This is a genomic window from Nonomuraea jabiensis (assembly GCF_014204795.1).
GTDB lineage: Bacteria > Actinomycetota > Actinomycetes > Streptosporangiales > Streptosporangiaceae > Nonomuraea > Nonomuraea jabiensis.
The window spans coordinates 1,006,907-1,027,684 of sequence record NZ_JACHMB010000001.1; the positions used below are offsets into that span (position 1 = coordinate 1,006,907).

Here is a 20,778-nt window from a genome sequence, read left to right on the forward strand (position 1 = left end):
CTAGGAACTCCCGCCTTCAAGGGCGAGCTGAATCAGGAGGTCGGCGTCCATGCTGTCGATCTCCTCGGTCCTGCCGTTCGGCTCTCCGTCCTCCTCCGGGCCGGCTAGGCGGAACAGGCTGTCCAGCAGCCCGGCCTCACGTAGCCGTGAGATCGGGATGGTCGTCAGGAGCTGCCGTACCTCGGCGTCGCTCCGGGCCGCGGCGGGCCCGGCCGTCCTGGCCGCGGCGGCCGGGAAGAGCTGCTCCAGTACGAATCGCGTCAGGTCGTGGGGAGTCGGGTAGTCGAAGATGAGCGTGGCCGGGAGCTGGAGTCCGGTGGCCGTGTTGAGCTGGTTGCGGAGTTCGACCGCGGTCAGGGAGTCGAAGCCGAGATCCTGGAACTGGCGGCCCGGCTCGATCACCGACCCGTCGGCGAACCCGAGCACCGCGGCGACCTGGCCTCTGACGAGCTCCGACAGCGTGTCCTGCAGCTGGTCCGGCTCCATCGTGGCCAGCCGTTCCGCCAGTCCCTGGGCCGGGCGGACACGGCGTGGCCGGGTACGGGTCCCCGCCTTGGTGAACTTCGCGGGGACCAGCGCGGCGCGGCCGGAGCGGACGCCGACGTCGAAGAGTTCCAGTCCCTCCTCGGTGGTCAGGGGCTGCACGCCTGCGCGTTCCATGCGGCGCAGGTCGGCCTCCGTCAGCTCGCCCGCCATGCCGCTGGTCGTCCAGAGGCCCCAGGCGAGGGAGGTCGCCGGGAGACCCTCGGCTGTGCGGTGGTGCGCCAGGGCGTCCAGGTACGCGTTGGCGGCGGCGTAGTTGCCCTGGCCTGCACTGCCCAGCACGCCGGCCAGCGAGGAGAACAGGACGAACGCGGTCAGGTTCAGATCTTGGGTGAGCTCGTGCAGGTGCCAGACGGCGTCGGCCTTGGGTCGCAGGACCGTGTCGAGCCGTTCGGACGTCAGAGAGGTGATCACGCCGTCGTCCAGCACGCCGGCCGTGTGCACGACTCCGGTCAGCGAGTCCGCCACCGAGGCGACCGCCGCCGCCAGCGCCTCGCGGTCGGCCACGTCGCAGGCGGTCACGTTCACCTGGGCGCCGAGTCCTTCCAGCTCGGCGACCAGCTCGGCCGCGCCCGGCGCCTCCGGGCCGCGACGACTGACCAGCAGCAGGCGTCTGACCTCGTGCTCGGTGACGAGGTGCCGGGCCACCAGCGCCCCCAGCCCACCTGTCCCGCCGGTGACCAGCACCGTGCCCTCCGGGCCGAACACCGGGCCGCGATCCTCCAGCTCCGTGGCACGGCCCAGGCGCGGCACCCACAGCTCGCCCGCCCGCACCGCGAGTTGCGGCTCGCCCGACGCCAGCGCCCGGCCTATCACGTCCTCGGACGTGTCGCCGTCCAGGTCCAGCAGCACGAACCTGCCGGGCTGCTCGGCCTGCGCGGCCCGTACCAGACCCCACACCGCCGCCTGCGCCGCATCAGGTACGTCGTCCACGGTCGCGGCCACCGCGCCGCGGGTGACGACGACCAGCCGGGACAAGGCCAAGCGGTCGTCGGCAAGCCACTCCTGGACCAGCTCCAGCGTCGCGTGGGTGGTGGCGTGCACGTCCTGGCCAGCGGCTGGGCACGCGACCAGGACCGCCTCCACCGGCTCAATCGCGGCCAGATCGGGGTATGTCTGGGCGCCGGTGCCCAAGTCGTCGGAACCCAGCACTGCCCACTGGGGTGCTTGCGAGCCGGACGCGGGCGGGATCGCGATCCAGTCGAGCTGGTGCAGCAAGCCCTGGGGCTCGGTGGTGGACAGGGCACGCAGGGTCAGGGTGTCGATCTCGGCCACCGGCGCGCCGCTCGCGTCGGCGATGCTCAACGCGATGCTCGCCGTGCCGGCCGCGCTCACCTTGACGCGCAGGCTGCTCGCACCGGCCGCGTGCAACGACACCCCGCTCCAGGCGAACGGCAGATACGGCCGCCCTGCCTCCGCGCGCGGCACCACCTCGCCCAGCGCGGCGGCGTGCAGGGAGGCATCCAGCAGGGCTGGGTGCAAACCGAACCGGCCCGCCTCGGCGTGCGCCTGCTCCGGCAGCGTGATCTCGGCGAACACCGCGCTTCCCTGCCGCCAGGCGGCGGTCAGCCCCTGGAACAGCGGGCCGTATTCCAACCCATCCGCGGCCAGGTCGTCGTAAAGCTGCTCGACGTCGACCGGAGTAGCCCCGGCCGGGGGCCACTGAGCCAGGTCGAACACCGGCTCCTCGGCCTGGTCGGCGAGCAGTCCTTGGGCGTGCTGCACCCACTCCGCGGCCTGGTTGCTGCGGGAATGGAGGCTTATGGGACGGGTGCCTGACTCGTCGTATGGTCCGGCGACCAGCTGGATGTGCACGCCGCCCTCGGCAGGAACCAGCAACGGCGCCTGGATGGTCAGCTCCCGCAGCTGCGGGCAGTCCAGCTCGTGCCCGGCCCGCACCGCCAGCTCCACCAGCGCCGCACCCGGCACCACCACCCGGCCGTTGACCTGGTGATCGGCCAGCCAGGGCTGTGACGTGAGGGACAGGCGGCCGGTGAAGATGACCGATGCGCCGCCGGCCACCTCGGTCATCGCACTCCACATCGGATGCTCGATGGCGCCCAGCCCGGCGGCGTCCACATCACCGGACTCCAGACTGGCCGGCACCCAGTACCGCTGGTGCTGGAAGGCGTAGGTGGGCAGGTCGACGTGCCTGGCCGGTGCCAGCACGGTCGTCCAGTCCACGGTGATCCCGTGGGTGTGCAGCCGGCCCAGCGCCTCCATCAGGGCGCGGACTTCATCCCGGTCCTTGCGGGTGGCGGGAACGAACACACCATCGGCGATGCTCTGCTGGGCCAGCCCGGTCAGCACCCCATCCGGGCCGATCTCCAGGAAGCAGTCAGCCTCCGCAGCCATCACCCCGTCGGCGAACCGCACGGCCTGCCGCACATGCTCAACCCAGTAACCCGGGTTGGTCAGCTGGCCCGGCTCAGCCAACCGGCCCGTCAGGTTGGAAACGATCGCAACCGTCGGCTCGTGGTAGGTCAGACCGGCAATGGCCTCCTCAAAGGAAGCCAGCATCGGCTCCATCAGCGGCGAATGGAAAGCATGCGAGACCCGCAACCTGCGCGTCCTGAAGCTGACCCGCTCCTCGATCTCTGCGATCTTCTGAGCGTGGCCGGAGATCACCACCGCTGCGGGGCCGTTGACCGCCGCGATCCCCACCTGGCCCTCCAGCAGAGGCAGGACCTCCGCCTCGGACGCCGCGACCGCCAACATCGCACCGCCGGTCGGGAGGGCCTGCATCAACCGGGCCCGAGCCGCCACCAGCGCGCACGCATCCGCCAGCGAGAACACCCCGGCCACGTGCGCCGCGGCGATTTCCCCGATCGAGTGCCCGACCAGCACATCCGCCCGCACCCCGAAGGACTCCAACAGCCGGTACAAAGCCACCTCGAAGGCGAACAACGCCGGCTGAGTCATCCCCGTCTCGTTCAACACCCCATCGGGATCGTCGAACATCACCTCACGGATCGGCAGCAGCTGGTCGATCTCCTCCAGCGTCTCGGCGAACACCGGGAACGCCTCAGCGAGCCGCCGCCCCATCCCGACCCGCTGACTGCCCTGACCAGCGAACAACAACGCCAACCGGCCACCAGAGCCACTCTCGGAAACCCCATCCGAGGCCAGCGCCCGCAACCCAGCCAGCAACTCGTCACGATCAGCACCCACCACGACCGCACGCTGCTCCAGCACCGCCCGCCCGGTCGCCAACGACCAAGCGGCATCAGCCGGCTTCAGCTCTGGCCGCTCCTCCAGCCACGACGCCAGTCGAGACGCCTGAGCCTGAAGCGCTTCGCGAGTCCTCCCGGAGACCAGCCATGGCACCACCCGTGGCTCCGCGCCATTGGCCTCGGTTATCGAAGCGGGAGGCTCCTCCAGCACGACATGCGCGTTCGTGCCGCTGATCCCGAACGAGGAGACCGCCGCACGGCGGGCGTGCCCGTTCTGCTGCCACGGCTGCGCCTCGGTCAGCAGCTCAACGGCGCCGGTCGTCCAGTCCACGTGCGGCGACGGCTCGTCCACGTGCAGGGTCTGGGGCATCAGGCCGTTCCGCATCGCCATGACCATCTTGATCACGCCGCCCACACCGGCAGCGGCCTGCGTGTGACCGATGTTCGACTTCAGCGAGCCAAGCCACAGCGGCTGGTCCCGCTCCTGCCCGTAGGTGGCGAGGAGCGCCTGGGCCTCGATCGGGTCGCCGAGTTTGGTGCCCGTGCCATGTGCTTCGACCACATCCACATCGGCGGCCGACAGACCGGCGTTGGCCAGGGCCTGCCGGATCACCCGCTGCTGCGAAGGACCGTTCGGGGCCGTGATCCCATTGCTCGCACCGTCCTGGTTGATCGCCGACCCCTTGAGGACCGCCAGGATCTGGTGACCGTTGCGCTGAGCATCCGACAAGCGCTCCACCAGCAGCACGCCGACACCCTCACCCCAGCCTGTGCCATCCGCCGAAGCCGAGAACGCCTTGCACCGGCCGTCTGGGGACAGGCCCCGCTGCCGCGAAAACTCGATGAACATCCCCGGCGTCGACATCACCGTCACACCACCGGCCAGCGCCAGATCACACTCCCCCGACCGCAACGCCTGAGCCGCCCAATGCAACGCCACCAACGACGACGAACACGCCGTATCCACCGTCACCGCCGGGCCCTCCAGCCCCAACGTGTAAGAGACCCGACCCGACACCAGACTCCCGCCACTGGAGTTCGCCGGAGTCCCCAACCCGTAGTCGTGATACATCACCCCCGCGAACACACCCGTCCGACTCCCCCGCAACCCCGTCGGATCGATCCCCGCCCGCTCAACCGCCTCCCACGAGGTTTCGAGGAGCAGTCGCTGCTGCGGATCCATCGCCAACGCCTCACGCGGCGAAATCCCGAAGAACACAGGGTCGAACTCGGCGGCGTCGTACAGGAACCCGCCCAGGCGCGTGTAAGTCTTGCCCGGCGTGCCGGGCTCCGGCCCGTACACCCCTTCCACATCCCAGCCGCGATCGGTCGGGAAGTCTCCGATCGCGTCCCGCGCCTGCGCCACCAACTCCCAGAGGTCCTCCGGCGAGGTCACGCCACCCGGGTACCGGCACGCCATGCCGACGATCGCGATCGGCTCGTCCGTCGCCGTCGTGGTGGCTGCCACGGCCTGCGAGGTCTGCCCGCCGACCAGCTCACCCGCCAGGAACTCCGCCACCGCCTCAGCGGTCGGGTAGTCGAAGATGAGGGTGGCCGGGAGCCGCAGTCCGGTGGCAGCGTTGAGCTGGTTGCGGAACTCGACCGCGGTCAGCGAGTCGAAGCCGAGGTCCTGGAACTGGCGTTGCCGGTCGATGGCCGACCCGTCGGCGAACCCGAGTACCGTGGCCGCGCTGCCGCGGACCAGGTCTGTCAGCATCGCTCGGCGTTCGGCCGGGTCCAGCGCGGCCAGACGCTGGGCGAGGCCGTTGGCGCCGCCGGCACGACGCACCGGGGTGCGCCCGTTGGTCCGGGTTTGTACGAACCGTGCGGGAATCAGCAGCGCCTGCCCGGACGACACGGCGGTGTCGAAGAGAGCGAGCCCGTCATCGATGGACAGCGGCCTCACGCCTGCGCGTTCCATGCGGCGCAGGTCGGCTTCCTTGAGCTCGCCCGCCATACCGTCGGTGTCCCAGACGCCCCAGGCCAGCGAGGTGGCCGGGAGACCCTGCGCTCTGCGGTTGTGTGCCAGCGCGTCCAGGTACGCGTTGGCCGCGCCGTAGTTGCCCTGGCCCGCGCTGCCCAGCACCCCGGCCACCGAGGAGAACAGCACGAACGCGGTCAGATCGAGATCCCGCGTGAGCTCGTGCAGGTGCCACGCCGCCTCAGCCTTGGGCCGCAGAACGGCGTCGATGCGCTCCGGCGTGAGGGAGGCGATGACACCGTCATCCAGAACACCAGCCGTGTGGACGACACCCGTCAGCGGATGTTCGGCGGGGATCGAGGTGATCAGGCGGGCGAGGGCGTCTCGGTCGCCGACGTCGCAGGCGGCCACCGACACGTTCGCGCCGTGCTCGGCCAGCTCCACCGCGAGTGCGGCGGCACCGGGCGCCTCCAGGCCCCGGCGGCTGACCAGCAGCAGGTGCCTGACCTCGTGCGCGACCACCAGGTGCCGGGCCACCAACGCGCCCAGCCCACCTGTCCCGCCGGTGACCAGCACCGTGCCCTCCGGGCCGAACACCGGGCCGCGATCCTCCAGCTCCGTGGCACGGCCCAGGCGCGGCACCCACAGCTCGCCCGCCCGTACCGCGAGTTGCGGCTCGCCCGACGCCAGCGCGCGGCCGATCACGTCCTCGGATGTGTCGCCGTCCAGGTCCAGCAGCACGAACCTGCCGGGCTGCTCGGCCTGCGCGGCCCGCACCAGACCCCACACCGCCGCCTGCGCCGCATCAAGTACGTCGTCCGCGGCCGCGGCCACCGCGCCGCGGGTGACGACGACCAGCCGGGATGAGGCCAGGCGGTCGTCGGCAAGCCACTCCTGCGCCAGCTCCAGCGTCGCGTGGGTCGTCGCGTGCACGTCCTGGCCGGCCGGGCACGCGACCAGGACCGCCTCCACCGGCTCAATCGCGGCCAGGTCCGGGTACGTCTGGGCGCCGGTGCCCAAGTCGTCGGAACCCAGCACTGCCCACTGGGGTGCTTGCGAGCTGGACGCGGGAGGGATCGCGATCCAGTCGAGCTGGTGCAGCAAGCCCTGGATTCCGGACGCGCTGAGTTCGGTGGCGGACAGGGCGCGCAAGGTGAGCGCATTGACCTCGGCCACCGGCGCGCCGGTCTCGTCGGCGATGCTCAACGCGATGCTCGCCGCGCCGGCCGCGCTCACCTTGACGCGCAGGCTGCTCGCACCGGCCGCGTGCAGCGACACCCCGCTCCAGGCGAACGGCAGATACGGCCGCCCAGCCTCCGCTCTCGGCACCACCTCACCCAGCGCGGCAGCGTGCAAGGAGGCGTCCAACAAGGCCGGGTGCAAACCGAACCTGCCCGCCTCGGCGTGCGCCTGCTCCGGCAGCGTGATCTCGGCGAACACCGTGCTTCCCTGCTGCCAGGCGGCGATCAAGCCTTGGAAGAGCGGCCCGTACTCCAATCCACTCGCAGCCAGGTCGTCATACAGCTGCTCGACGTCGACCGGAGTAGCCCCGGCCGGAGGCCACTGAGCCAGTTCGAACACCGGCTCCTCGGCCTGCTCGGCGAGCAGACCTTGGGCGTGCTGCACCCACTCCCCGGCCTGGCTGCTGCGGGAATGGAGGCTCACCGGACGGGCGCCTGTCTCATCGGCTGGTCCGGCGACCAGCTGGATGTGCACGCCGCCCTCGGCAGGCACCAGCAGCGGCGCTTGGATGGTCAGCTCCCGCAACTGCGGGCAGTCCAGCTCGTGCCCAGCCCGCACCGCCAGCTCCACCAGCGCCGCACCCGGCACCACCACCCGGCCGTTGACCTGGTGATCGGCCAGCCATGGCTGCGTTGCCAGCGACAACCGACCCGTGAAGGTGTGAGTGTCGGAGTCCGGCGCCGAGATGGCGGCACGGAGTACGGGGTGATCAATGGCGCCCAGCCCGGCGGCGTCCACATCGCCGGTGTCCTGTGCGGCGGGCACCCAGTACCGCTCTCGCTGGAAGGCGTAGGTGGGCAGATCGACGTGCTGGGCCGGAGTCAGCACTGCGGTCCAGTCCACGGTGATGCCGTGGGTGTGCAACCGGCTCAGGGCTTCGAGCAGCGCGCGGACCTCGTCGCGGTCCTTGCGGGTAGCGGGGATGAACACACCATCGGCGATGCTCTGCTGTCCCAACCCGGTCAGCACGCCGTCGGGGCCGACCTCCAGGAAGCAGTCAGCCTCCGCTGCCACTACTCCGTCGGCGAACCGCACAGCCTGCCGCACATGCTCAACCCAGTAACCCGGGTTGGTCAGCTGCCCCGGCTCAGCCAACTGGCCCGTCAGGTTGGAAACGATCGCCAGAGTGGGCTCGTGGTAGGTCAGACCAGCGATGGCCTCCTCGAAGGAAGCCAGCATCGGCTCCATAAGCGGCGAGTGGAAGGCGTGCGAGACCCGCAACCTGCGCGTGCGAGCGCTGACCCGCTCCTCAATCTGCGCAATTGCCTCTGCGTCGCCGGAGATCACCACTGCTGCGGGGCCGTTGACCGCCGCGATCCCGACCTGGCCTTCCAGGAGTGGCAGGACCTCCGCCTCGGGTGCGGCGATTGCGAGCATCGCCCCACCCGTGGGGAGGGCCTGCATCAACCGGGCCCGAGCCGCCACCAGGGCGCACGCATCGGCCAGTGAGAAGACCCCGGCGATGTGAGCGGCGGCGATCTCCCCGATCGAGTGCCCGACCAGCACATCCGCCCGCACCCCGAAGGACTCCAGCAGCCGGTAGAGCGCGACCTCGAAGGCGAACAGCGCCGGCTGGGTCATACCCGTCTCGTTCAACACCCCATCGGGGTCGTTGAACATGACCTCGCGGATCGGCAGCAGTTGGTCGATCTCCTCCAGCGTCTCGGCGAACACCGGGAACGCCTCGGCGAGCTGGCGTCCCATGCCGACCCGCTGGCTGCCCTGACCGGCGAACAACAACGCCAACCGGCCACCAGAGCCACTCTCGGAAACCCCATCCGAGGCCAGGGCCCGCAGCCCCGCCAGCAGCTCGTCACGGTCAACGCCCACCACGACCGCACGCTGCTCCAGCACCGCCCGCCCCGTGGCCAACGACCAAGCGGCATCAGCCGGCTTCAGTTCCGGCCGCTCCTCCAGCCACGACGCCAGTCGAGACGCCTGAGCCTGAAGCGCCTGCGTGTCCTTGGCCGACACCAGCCACGGCACCACCGGCAACTTCACGCCACCGGTCTCGGTCGCCGAAGCGGGAGGCTCCTCCAGCACGACATGAGCGTTCGTGCCGCTGATCCCGAACGAGGAGACCGCCGCACGGCGGGCATGCCCGTTCTCCTGCCACGGCCGCGCCTCGGTCAGCAACTCAACGGCACCCGCCGACCAGTCCACATGCGGCGACGGCTCATCCACGTGCAACGTCTGCGGCAGAACCCCGTTCCGCATCGCCATGACCATCTTGATCACACCTGCGACGCCCGCCGCGGCCTGCGCGTGGCCGATGTTTGACTTGATCGACCCCAGCCAGAGCGGCTGGTCCCGGTCCTGGCCATAGGTCGCGAGGAGCGCCTGCGCCTCGATCGGGTCGCCCAGAGCGGTCCCGGTGCCGTGCGCCTCGACGACGTCCACGTCCCCGGTCGACAGCCCGGCGTTGGCCAGGGCCTGCCGGATCACCCGCTGCTGGGAGGGACCGTTCGGCGCGGTCAGGCCGTTGCTGGCACCGTCCTGGTTGATCGCCGACCCCTTGACGACCGCCAGCACCCGGTGACCGTTGCGCTGGGCGTCCGACAGCCGCTCCACCAGCAGCATGCCGACACCCTCACCCCACCCGGTGCCATCGGCCGCCGCCGAGAACGCCTTGCAGCGCCCGTCCGGTGACAGGCCCCGTTGCCGGGAGAACTCGATGAAGGTGCTCGGTGTGGCCATCACGGTGACGCCGCCGGCCAGCGCCAGGTCGCATTCGCCCGACCGCAGCGCCTGAACCGCCAGGTGGAGCGCCACCAGGGAGGACGAGCATGCCGTGTCCACGGTCACGGCCGGGCCTTCCAGTCCCAGCGTGTAGCTCACCCGGCCGGAGGCGATGCTGCCGGAGCTGCCGGTGCCGATGAGCCCTTCCAGCTCGCCAGGCACGGCCGAGAGCTGGGGCGCGTAGTCGTGGTACATGACCCCGGCGAACACACCCGTCCGGCTGCCACGCAACCCCGTCGGATCGATCCCCGCCCGCTCAACCGCCTCCCACGACGCCTCCAGCAACAACCGCTGCTGCGGATCCATCGCCAACGCCTCACGCGGCGAAATCCCGAAAAATCCCGAATCAAACTCCGCCGCGTCATACAAGAACCCGCCATGCCGCGCATACGACGTCCCACGGCTCTCCGGATCCGGGTCATACAACCTCTCCAGATCCCAACCCCGATCAACCGGGAACTCCCCAACCGCATCCCGACCCGAGAACACCAGCTCCCACAGGCCCTCCGGCGAGACCACACCCCCTGGATACCGGCACGCCATCCCCACGATTGCGACCGGCTCATCCGTCGCCGTCGTGGTTGTGGTTGCCACGGCCTGCAAGCTCTGCCCACCGGCCAGCTCACTCGCCAGGAACTCCGCCACCGCCTCAGCCGTCGGAAAATCGAACACCAGCGTCGCCGGCAACCGCAGCCCCGTCGCAGCGTTGAGCTGGTTGCGGAACTCCACCGCGGTCAGCGAGTCGAAGCCCAGCTCCTGGAACCGTTTGGTCGGCTCCACCGCGTCGGCGCTCTGGAACCCGAGCGCCGTGGCCACCTGGCCACGCACCAGTTGCAGGAGATCGGCCAGGTTCACGCTGGTGGTGGTCGTGCTGGTACGGCGGGTGGGCACGCGGACCAGCCCGTGAAGCAGCGCGGGCAGCGTGCCCGCCTGCGCCTGGGCCTGCAGCGCCGGCATGCTCAGCGCGGCCGGCACCAGGTCGGCGCGGTCGCCGTTGACCGCGACGTCGAACAAGGCCAGCCCGTCGGCGATCGGCAGGGGGGTGATGCCGCCGCGTTCGAGGCGGCGCAGGTCGGACTCGTCCAGCTCGCCCGCCATGCCGCCGGTGGCCCACAGGCCCCACGCCAGCGAGGTCGCCGGAAGGCCCTGCGCTCTGCGCCGCTGGGCCAGGGCGTCCAGGTACGTGTTGGCAGCGGCGTAGTTGCCCTGGCCCGCGCTGCCCAGCACCCCGGACAGGGACGAGAACAGCACGAACGCCGACAGATCGAGATCCCGCGTGAGCTCGTGCAGGTGCCACGCCGCCTCAGCCTTGGGCCGCAGAACGGCATCGACGCGCTCCGGCGTGAGAGAGCCGATGACCCCGTCATCCAGAACACCAGCCGTGTGGACGACACCCGTCAGCGGATGCTCGGCGGGAATCAAGGCGATCACGCGGGCGAGAGCGTCGCGGTCCGCCACGTCGCAGGCGGCCACGTCCACCTCGGCGCCCAGGTCAGCAAGCTCGGCGACCAGCTCGGCCGCGCCCGGCGCCTCCGGGCCGCGACGGCTGACCAGCAGCAGGCGCCTGACCTCGTGCTCGGTGACAAGGTGGCGGGCAACCAGCGCGCCGAGCCCACCGGTGCCACCGGTGACCAGCACCGTGCCGTCCGCTCCGAACGCCGCGCCCTGCTCCTCCGACCGTGCGGCCCGGTTCAGGCGCGGCACCAGCAGCCGGCCGGCCCGTACCGCCACCTGGGGCTCACCGGTGGCCAGCGCCTGGGAGACCGGCTCCGTCGAGTCGTCGTCCACGTCCAGGAGCAGGAACCGGTCTGGCTGTTCGGCTTGCGCGGCGCGTACCAGGCCCCACACCGCCGCCTGCGCCGGGTCCGGTACGTCGTCCGGGGTCGCCGCGACCGCGCCGTGCGTGACGACCACCAGGCGCGCGGGTGGCCGGTCGGCGGCGAGCGTCTCCTGCACCGCCGCCAGCGCGGCATGGGTGGCGTACCTGACCGCCTGCGGGGTTGCCGTCTCGGTCACGGGTACGTCGAAGATCTCGTACTGGAGGTCGTTCTGCGCGGTACGTCCGCCTGCCGGCACCCAGTCGATCTGGAACAGGGTGTTGGGACCGCTCGTCCGCTGGTCGGCGGCGCTCGGGCGCAGCATGAGCGAGCCGACCTCCATGACGGGCGCACCTGCGGCGTCCGCCATGGTCAGGGCGACCACACCGGCGCCAGCGGTGGGCGCGATCCTGACCCGTAGCACCGTCGCGCCGTCGGCGTGCAGCGCCACCTGGCTCCAGGCGAAGGGGATGTACGGCCGTCCAGGTTCGGCCTGCGGCAGCAGTCCGGACATCGGGATGGCGTGCAGGGAGGCGTCGAGCAGCGCCGGGTGCAGGCCGAACCGCCGGGTCTCGGGATGGAGGTGCTCCGGCAGGGCGATCTCGGCGTAGACGGCGTCGTCGCCCTTCCAGACGGCCTTGAGGCATTGGAAGGCGCCGCCGTACTCCATGCCGGTCGCGGCGAGGTCTTCGTAGACGCCGCCCACGTCGAGGGACCGCGCGCCGGGCGGCGGCCACCGCGTGAGATCGAAGCCGGGTACGGCGGCGGCCGGGGCGAGCATGCCCTGGGCGTTCTGGCTCCAGTCGGTGGCGTCCTCGGCCCTCGAGTAGATCGTCACCTGCCGGCGGCCCGACTCGTCGGCGGCTCCGACCACCACCTGGAGCTGGAGGGTGCCGCGCTCGGGCAGGACCATCGGGGTCTGGTGGGTGAGCTCGTCGAGCACGGGGCAGCCGGCCTCGTCCCCGGCCCGTACCGCCAGCTCCACCTGTGCCGAGCCCGGCACGACCACCCGGCCGCCCACCACGTGGTCGGCCAGCCACGGCTGAGTGGCCGGCGACAGGCGGCCGATGAGGGTGAGGGTGTCGGTCCCCGGGGAGGGGACGGTCGCGGTCAGGAGCGGGTGCTCCACGACCGCCAGCCCGCCGCCCGAGGCGACGTCGCCGGTGGAGTATCCGGCGTCGAGCCAGTACCGCTGGCGCTGGAAGGCGTAGGTGGGCAGGTCGATGTGCCGGGTGGGGACGGAGGCGAAGTAGGCGTCCCAGTCCACGATGATGCCGTGGGTGTGCAACCGGCCGAGCGCCTCGACCAAGGCGCGGGCCTCGTCCCGGTCCTTGCGGGTGGCCGGAATGAACACACCGTCGGCGATGCTCTGCTGGGCCAGCCCGGTCAGCACTCCATCGGGGCCGATCTCCAGGAAGCAGTCAGCCTCCGCAGCCACTACTCCATCGGCGAAGCGCACAGCCTGCCGCACATGCTCAACCCAGTAACCAGGGTTGGTCAGCTGGCCCGGCTCAGCCAACCGGCCCGTCAGGTTGGAAACGACCGCAAGAGTGGGCTCGTGGTAGGTCAGACCGGAGATGGCCTCCTCGAAGGAAGCCAGCATCGGCTCCATCAACGGCGAGTGGAAAGCATGCGAGACCCGCAACCTGCGCGTCCTGAAGCTGACCCGCTCCTCGATCTCCGCGATCTTCTGAGCGTCGCCTGAGATCACCACCGCTGCCGGGCCGTTGACCGCCGCGATCCCCACCCGGTCTCCCAGCAGGGGCACAACCTCCGCCTCGGGTGCGGCGATCGCGAGCATCGCCCCGCCGGTCGGAAGGGCCTGCATCAACCGAGCCCGGGCCGCCACCAGAGCGCACGCATCCGCCAGCGAGAAGACCCCTGCCACGTGCGCGGCGGCGATCTCCCCGACCGAATGACCGACCAGCACATCCGCCCGCACCCCGAGCGAGGCCAGCAACCGATACAGCGCGACCTCGAAGGCGAACAACGCGGGCTGGGTCATCCCGGTCTCGTTCAACACCCCGTCCGGGTCGTTGAACATCACCTCACGGATCGGCAGCAGCTGATCGATCTCCTCCAACGTCTCGGCGAACACCGGGAACGCCTCAGCAAGCTGCCGGCCCATCCCGACCCGCTGACTCCCTTGGCCGGCGAACAACAACGCCAACCGGCCACCAGAACCACCCTCGGAAACCCCGTCCGAGGCCAGCGCCCGCAACCCAGCCAACAACTCGTCACGATCCGCACCCACCACGACCGCACGCCGCTCCAACACCGCCCTCGCGGAGACAAGCGCCTTCCCGACCCCGGCAACCGGCAGCACGTCCTCCCCAGACGCCCAGGCCGCGAGCCTGCCCGCCTGCTCCCGAAGCCCCGCCGGGTCGTTGGCCGAGATGAGCCAGGGCACGGCGGGCATCGACGGTTCGTCCCCGTCGACGGGCTCGACGGCGGCCGGACCCTGTTCGACGATCACGTGGGCGTTGGTGCCGCTGACGCCGAAGGACGAGACTCCGGCCCGGCGCGGGCGCTCCTGAAGGTCCCAGGGACGGGCGGAGGTCAGCAGTTCGACCGCCCCCGCCGACCAGTCCACGTGCGGCGACGGCTCGTCCACGTGCAGGGTCCGGGGCATGAGGCCATGACGCATCGCCATGACCATCTTGATCACGCCGCCCACTCCGGCGGCGGCCTGCGTGTGGCCGATGTTCGACTTCAGCGACCCGAGCCAGAGCGGCTGGTCCCGCTCCTGGCCGTAGGTCGCGAGGATGGCCTGCGCCTCGATCGGGTCGCCCAGCGTCGTACCGGTGCCGTGCGCCTCGACCACGTCCACGTCCGCGGTCGTCAGACCGGCGTTGGCCAGGGCCTGGCGGATCACGCGCTCCTGGGAGGGGCCGTTCGGGGCGGTCAGGCCGTTGCTGGCGCCGTCCTGGTTGATCGCGGTGCCCCGGATGAGGGCGAGGACCTGGTGGCCGTTGCGCTGGGCGTCCGACAGCCGCTCCACCAGCAGCATGCCCGCGCCCTCGGCCCAGCCGGTGCCGTCGGCGGAGGCCGAGAACGCCTTGCACCGGCCGTCGGCGGCGAGCCCGCGCTGCCGGGAGAACTCGATGAAGACGCTGGGCGTGGCCATCACCGTCACCCCGCCGGCCAGGGCGAGATCGCACTCGCCGGACCGCAGGGACTGCGCCGCCAGGTGCAGCGCCACCAGCGACGACGAGCAGGCCGTGTCCACCGTCACGGCCGGGCCTTCCAGCCCGAACGTGTAGGCGACCCGGCCCGAGGCGATGCTGCCCGCGCTGCCGTTGAGCACGAACCCCTCGAACCCTTCGGGCGCCTGCGGCAGGCGCGTGCCGTAGTCGTGGTACATCACGCCCGCGAACACGCCGGTACGGCTGCCGCGCATCGCCTTGGGACTGATCCCGGCCCGCTCGATCGCCTCCCACGAGGTTTCGAGGAGCAGCCGCTGCTGCGGGTCCATCGCGGTGGCCTCGCGCGGCGAGATCCCGAAGAGCGCGGGGTCGAAGAGGTCGGCGTCGTGCAGGAACCCGCCCTCTCGGGCGTAGCTGGTGCCCGCGTGGGCGGGGTCGGGGTCGTACAGCCGGTCCAGGTCCCAGCCCCGGTTGCCGGGGAAGGTGGTGATCGCGTCGGCGCCCTGGGTGAGGAGCTGCCAGAGGTCCTCGGGGGAGACCACGCCGCCGGGGTAGCGGCAGGCCATGCCGACGATCGCGATGGGCTCGTCGGCGGTGCCGGTCTGGGCTGCCACCTGGTCGGCCCGCGAGGATCCGGTGAGCTCGGCGCGCAGGTGCTCGGCGAGTTCGTCGGGGGTGGGGAAGTTGAACAGGAGCGTGGCGGGCAGCCGCAGGCCGGTTGCGGCGTTGAGCCGGTTCCGCAGCTCGATGGAGCTCAGCGAGTCGAACCCGAGGTCCTTGAACGCGGTCCCGATGTCCACGGAGTCGGCGTCGGCGTGGCCGAGCACCTGGGCGACGCTCGTACGGATGAGCGACAGCAGCGCGCCCTTGTCGGCCCGCGCCCTGGCCTGCCTGGGGGCCGCCGGCTTGCGCGCCGGGGCCTTGACCAGGGAACGGAAGACGGCGGGGATCTCGTCCTGGCGGCGCAGGGCGGCCGTGTCGAGGCGGGCGAGTATCTGCACTCCCCTGTCGAGCGCGAGCCCCGCGTCGAACAGGGACATGCCCTCGGCCACGGGCAGCGGCGCGAGCCCGACCCTGTTGAGGCGGGCGACGTCGACCTGGCTCAGCGCGCCGGCCATGCCGCTGTCCGACTCCCACAGCCCCCACTGGAAGGAGGCGGCGGGCAGGCCCTGTGCTCGCCGGTGCAGGGCCAGGGCGTCCAGGTACGTGTTCGCGGCGGCGTAGTTCGCCTGGCCGGCGCTGCCGATCGTGGCCGCGACGGACGAGTACATCACGAAGAACGACAGGTCGAGGTCCTCGGTGAGCTCGTGCAGATGCCGGGCCGCGTCCGCCTTCGGGCCGAAGACGCGGTCGATCCGCTCGTGCGTCAGCGAGGTCACGGCGCCGTCGTCCACGATGCCGGCCAGGTGCACGACGCCCCGCAGCGGCCGGTCCGCAGGGATGCCGGCCAGCAGGGCGGCCAGTTCGGCGCGGTCGGCGACGTCACAGGCCGCCACGGTGACCTGCGCGCCCAGGGCGGTCAGCTCGTCCAGCAGCGCCTGCGCGCCGGGCGCCGCGGCACCGCGACGGCCGGCCAGCAGCAGGTGCCGTACGCCGTGCACGGTGACGAGCCGCCGCGCGGCCAGGGCCCCCAGCTCGCCCGTGCCACCGGTCAGCAGCACGGTCCCGTCCACCGCCCCGGGGGCGGTCGCGGGGGCGGGCTGGGTGACGGGCACGATGCGCGGCACGCGGAGCTCGCCCTGCCGCAGGGCGACCTGCGGCTCGCCGGACGCGCAGGCGCGCAGCAGCGCGGCCGCGGAGTCGGGATGGTCGTCGGTGTCGACGATGACGAACCGGCCGGCGTGCTCGGACTGGGCGGACCGCATCAGGCCCCAGACGGGCGCGGTGGACAGATCCGGCACCTCGCCCTCGACGGCGCTGACCGCCCCACCGGTCACCAGCGCCAGCCGGGCCTGCGCGAACCGCTCGTCCGCGAGCCACTGCTGGACGAGCGCCAGCACCTCGTACGTCCTGGCACGTCCCTCACCGGCGGGGACCCGGGCAAGCACCAGGTCCGGGACCGCCTCCACCTCACCCAGCGAGGACAGGCCGTCGAGCTCCACCACGCGCTCGGGCTCCGCCCCGGCGGTGGCGGGCACGGTCACCCAGTCCAGCGCGTACGGCGTGCTCCCGGCCGACAGCTCGGCCGTCACGGGCCTGACCACCAGGGAGTCCACGGTGAGGATAGGCGCGCCGGTGCCGTCCGCGACGCTCAGCGACAGCTCACCCTGGCCCTTCGCCGTCGTACGGACCCGGGCCACGGTCCCGCCCACCGCGTGCGGCGAGATGCCGGACCAGGCGAAGGGCAGGAACGGCTGCCCCGGCTCGGTACGCGGCAGGAGGTCGCCGAGCGTGATGGAGTGCAGCACCGCGTCGAGGAGGGCGGGGTGGAACCCGAACCGCTCCGCGCCCGCCAGCGCCTGGTCGGGCAGCACGATCTCGGCGTAGACCGCGCCGTCGCGCTGCCAGGCGCTCAGCAGGCCCTGGAAGGCTTCGCCGTACTCCAGGCCCGAGACGGCCAGGTCGTCGTACAGGTTGTCGATGTCGATGGGCTGCGCCCCGGACGGCGGCCATTGCGCGAGGTCGAAGCCGGGTTCGGCGGCGGCGGGGCCGAGCGTGCCCTGGGCGTGCCGCTGCCAGGAGTCGCCGCCTTCGGCGCGGGAGTACACGGCGATGCCACGCCGGCCGCCGTCGTCCGGCCCGTCGATGACCACCTGGAGCTGTACGGGATGCTCGTGCGTGATCACGAGAGGAGCTTGGATGGCCAGCTCGGAGACCGCCTCGCAGTCCTCGGTCTCCGCCGCGGCCCGCAGCGCGATCTCGAGGAAGCCCGTGCCAGGAAGGATCACGGTGCCGTTGACCGCGTGGTCGGCGAGCCAGGGCAGCGTGGCCAGGGACAGCCGCCCGGTGAGCGTGAGGGTGTCGGAGTCGGGGGCGGGCACGGCCGCGCTGAGTATCGGATGCTCCACGGCGCTCAGCCCGGCGGCGGTCACGTCGCTGACGGCCCTGCCCGACTCCAGCCAGTACCGCTGGTGCTGGAAGGCGTAGGTGGGCAGATCGACGTGCCTGGCCGGTGGCAGCACGGTCGTCCAGTCCACGGTGATCCCGTGAGTGTGCAACCGGCCCAGCGCCTCGATCAGCGCGCGGACCTCATCGCGGTCCTTGCGGGTGGCGGGAACGAACACACCATCGGCGATGCTCTGCTGAGCCAGCCCCGTCAGCACCCCATCGGGGCCGACCTCCAGGAAGCAGTCAGCCTCCGCAGCCATCACCCCGTCGGCGAACCGCACGGCCTGCCGCACATGCTCAACCCAGTAACCCGGGTTGGTCAGCTGGCCCGGCTCGGCCAACCGGCCCGTCAGGTTGGAAACGATCGCAAGAGTGGGCTCGTGGTAGGTCAGACCAGCGATGGCCTCCTCGAAGGAAGCCAGCATCGGCTCCATCAAAGGCGAGTGGAAAGCGTGCGAGACCCGCAGCCTGCGCGTCCTGAAGCTGACCCGCTCCTCGATCTCTGCGATCTTCTGAGCGTCGCCAGAGATCACCACCGCAGCCGGGCCGTTGACCGCCGCGATCCCCACCCGGTCTCCCAGCAGCGGCACAACCTCCGCCTCGGGTGCGGCGATCGCCAGCATCGCACCGCCGGTCGGGAGGGCCTGCATCAACCGGGCCCGAGCCGCCACCAGAGCGCATGCATCCGCCAGCGAGAACACCCCGGCCACGTGCGCCGCGGCGATTTCCCCGATCGAGTGCCCGACCAGCACATCCGCCCGCACCCCGAAGGACTCCAGCAGCCGATACAAGGCCACCTCGAAGGCGAACAACGCCGGCTGAGTCATCCCGGTCTCGTTCAACACCCCGTCCGGGTCGTTGAACATCACCTCACGAACCGGCAGCAGCCGGTCGATCTCCTCCAGCGTCTCGGCGAACACCGGGAACGCCTCGGCCAGCCGCAGCCCCATGCCGACCCGCTGGCTCCCCTGACCGGCGAACAACAACGCCAACCGGCCACCAGAGCCAGTCACCTCATCCGAAGTCAGCGCCCGCAGCCCGGCCAGCAGTTCGTCACGATCAGCGCCCACCACGACCGCACGCTGCTCCAGCGCAGAACGCCCCGTCGCCAACGACCAAGCCGCATCCGACACCGACAGCGACGGCCGCGCCGACACCCACGACGCCAGCCGCCCGGCCTGCTCCACCAACGCCTCACGCGTCTTCGCCGAGAGCACCCAGGGCACCGCCGGCGAGCCCACGACCTCCTCGGAAGCCGGTTCGGCCAGGTCCCCCTGCTCAAGGATGACGTGCGCGTTGGTGCCGCTCACCCCGAACGACGAGACGGCAGCCCGACGCGGACGATCCCGAACGTCCCACGACCGAGCCTCGGTCAGCAGCTCAACGGCCCCGGCCGACCAGTCCACGTGCGGCGACGGCTCGTCCACGTGCAACGTCCGGGGCATGAGCCCATGCCGCATGGCCATCACCATCTTGATGACCCCGGCGACACCGGCAGCCGCCTGCGTGTGCCCGATGTTCGACTTCAACGACCCCAGCCACAGCGGCTGAGTCCTCTCCTGGCCATAGGTGGCGATCAAAGCTTGCGCCTCGATCGGGTCACCCAAGGTGGTCCCGGTCCCGTGCGCCTCGACCACGTCCACTTCAGCGCCCGACAGCCCGGCGTTGGCCAGCGCCTGCCGGATCACCCGCTGCTGCGACGGCCCGTTCGGCGCCGCCAGGCCGTTGCTGGCCCCGTCCTGGTTGATCGCCGAGCCCTTGATGACCGCCAGCACCTGGTGCCCGTTACGGCGGGCATCCGACAGCCGCTCCACCAGCAGCACACCGACGCCCTCGCTCCACCCCGTGCCATCAGCAGAGGCCGAGAACGCCTTGCACCGCCCGTCCGCCGACAACCCCCGCTGCCGGGAGAACTCCACGAACGTGCCGGGCGACGCCATCACCATCGCCCCGCCCGCCAGGGCCAGGTCACACTCGCCCGTCCGGAGGGCCTGCGCGGCCAGGTGCAGCGCCACCAGCGACGACGAGCACGCTGTGTCCACCGTCACCGCCGGGCCCTCGAACCCGAACGTGTACGACACCCGCCCGGAAGCGACGCTGGCCAGCTGGCCGGTGAGGAGGTACCCCTCGACCGCGTCGGAGCCCTCGGCGCGCCGTGGCCCGTACTCCATCGGCGCGATGCCGGTGAAGACCCCGGTCTGGCTGCCGTGCAGGGTGGCCGGGTCGATGTTGGCGTGTTCGAAGACCTCCCACGAGGCCTCCAGGAGCAGCCGCTGCTGCGGGTCCATGGCCAGGGCCTCGCGCGGCGAGATGCCGAAGAAGGCCGCGTCGAAGCCGGCGGCGTCATACAGGAAGCCGCCCCGCCGGGTGTAGGAGGTGCCCCGGTTGCCGGGGTCGGGGTCGAACAACCGGTCCAGGTCCCAGCCGCGGTCGGTGGGGAACTCGCCCACCGCGTCCCGGCCCTGCGCGACCAGCTCCCACAGGTCGTCCGGTGACAGCACGCCGCCGGGGAGGCGGCAGGCCATGCCCACGATCGCGATCGGCTCGTCGTGGCCGGCCGGCCGCGCCGCGGTGGCGGGCGTGGCGGAGCCGCCGAGCAGTTCGGTACGCAGGTGCTCGGTCAGCGCCTTGGGCGACGGGTAGTCGAACAGCAGCGAGCTGGGCAGTCGCAGCCCGGTGGCGGCGTTGAGCCGGTTCCTGAGCTCGACGGCGGTGAGCGAGTCGAACCCGGCGTCCTTGAACGCTCCGGTGGCGCTGATGACGTTCGGCGTCACGTGCCCGAGCACGAGGGCGGCCTGGCCGCGTACCAGGTCGAGCAGGGTGCGTTCCTGCTCGTCCGGGCTCAGCCCGCGCAGCGACTGCGCCAGCGGCACCTCGAGGGAGCTGTCGGCCGCGCGGCGCTCGACGGGCTTGCGCAGCATTCCACGCAGCATCGCCGGTACGGGGTCCGCGACCTTGGCCAGGCTGAGCCGGGCGGGCAGCGCCGTCACGGCGTCACCCGCGAGCGCGGCGTCGAAGAGCTCCAGCGCCTCGTCCCGCGGCAGCGGGGCGACGCCGAGCCGGGCCCAGCGCGCCAGGTCGGCCGTGGCGAGCGTGCCCGCCATGCCGCCGAATTCGGTGGAGTTGTCCCACAGGCCCCAGTCCAGGGC

1 protein-coding gene (running past one end of the window) is annotated in these 20,778 nt (G+C 71.6%); it reads right to left on the reverse strand.

Annotated features, from left to right (window positions below; all coding sequences use genetic code 11):
• A protein-coding gene (locus HD596_RS04360; protein WP_185067996.1) for a type I polyketide synthase crosses the window boundary here: on the reverse strand, window positions 1–20,778 show its 3' portion. Its footprint extends 6,648 nt past the window's final position; only the last 20,778 of its 27,426 coding nucleotides appear in the window; its start codon lies off the right edge, out of view — the gene reads right to left on this strand; its stop codon occupies window positions 1–3.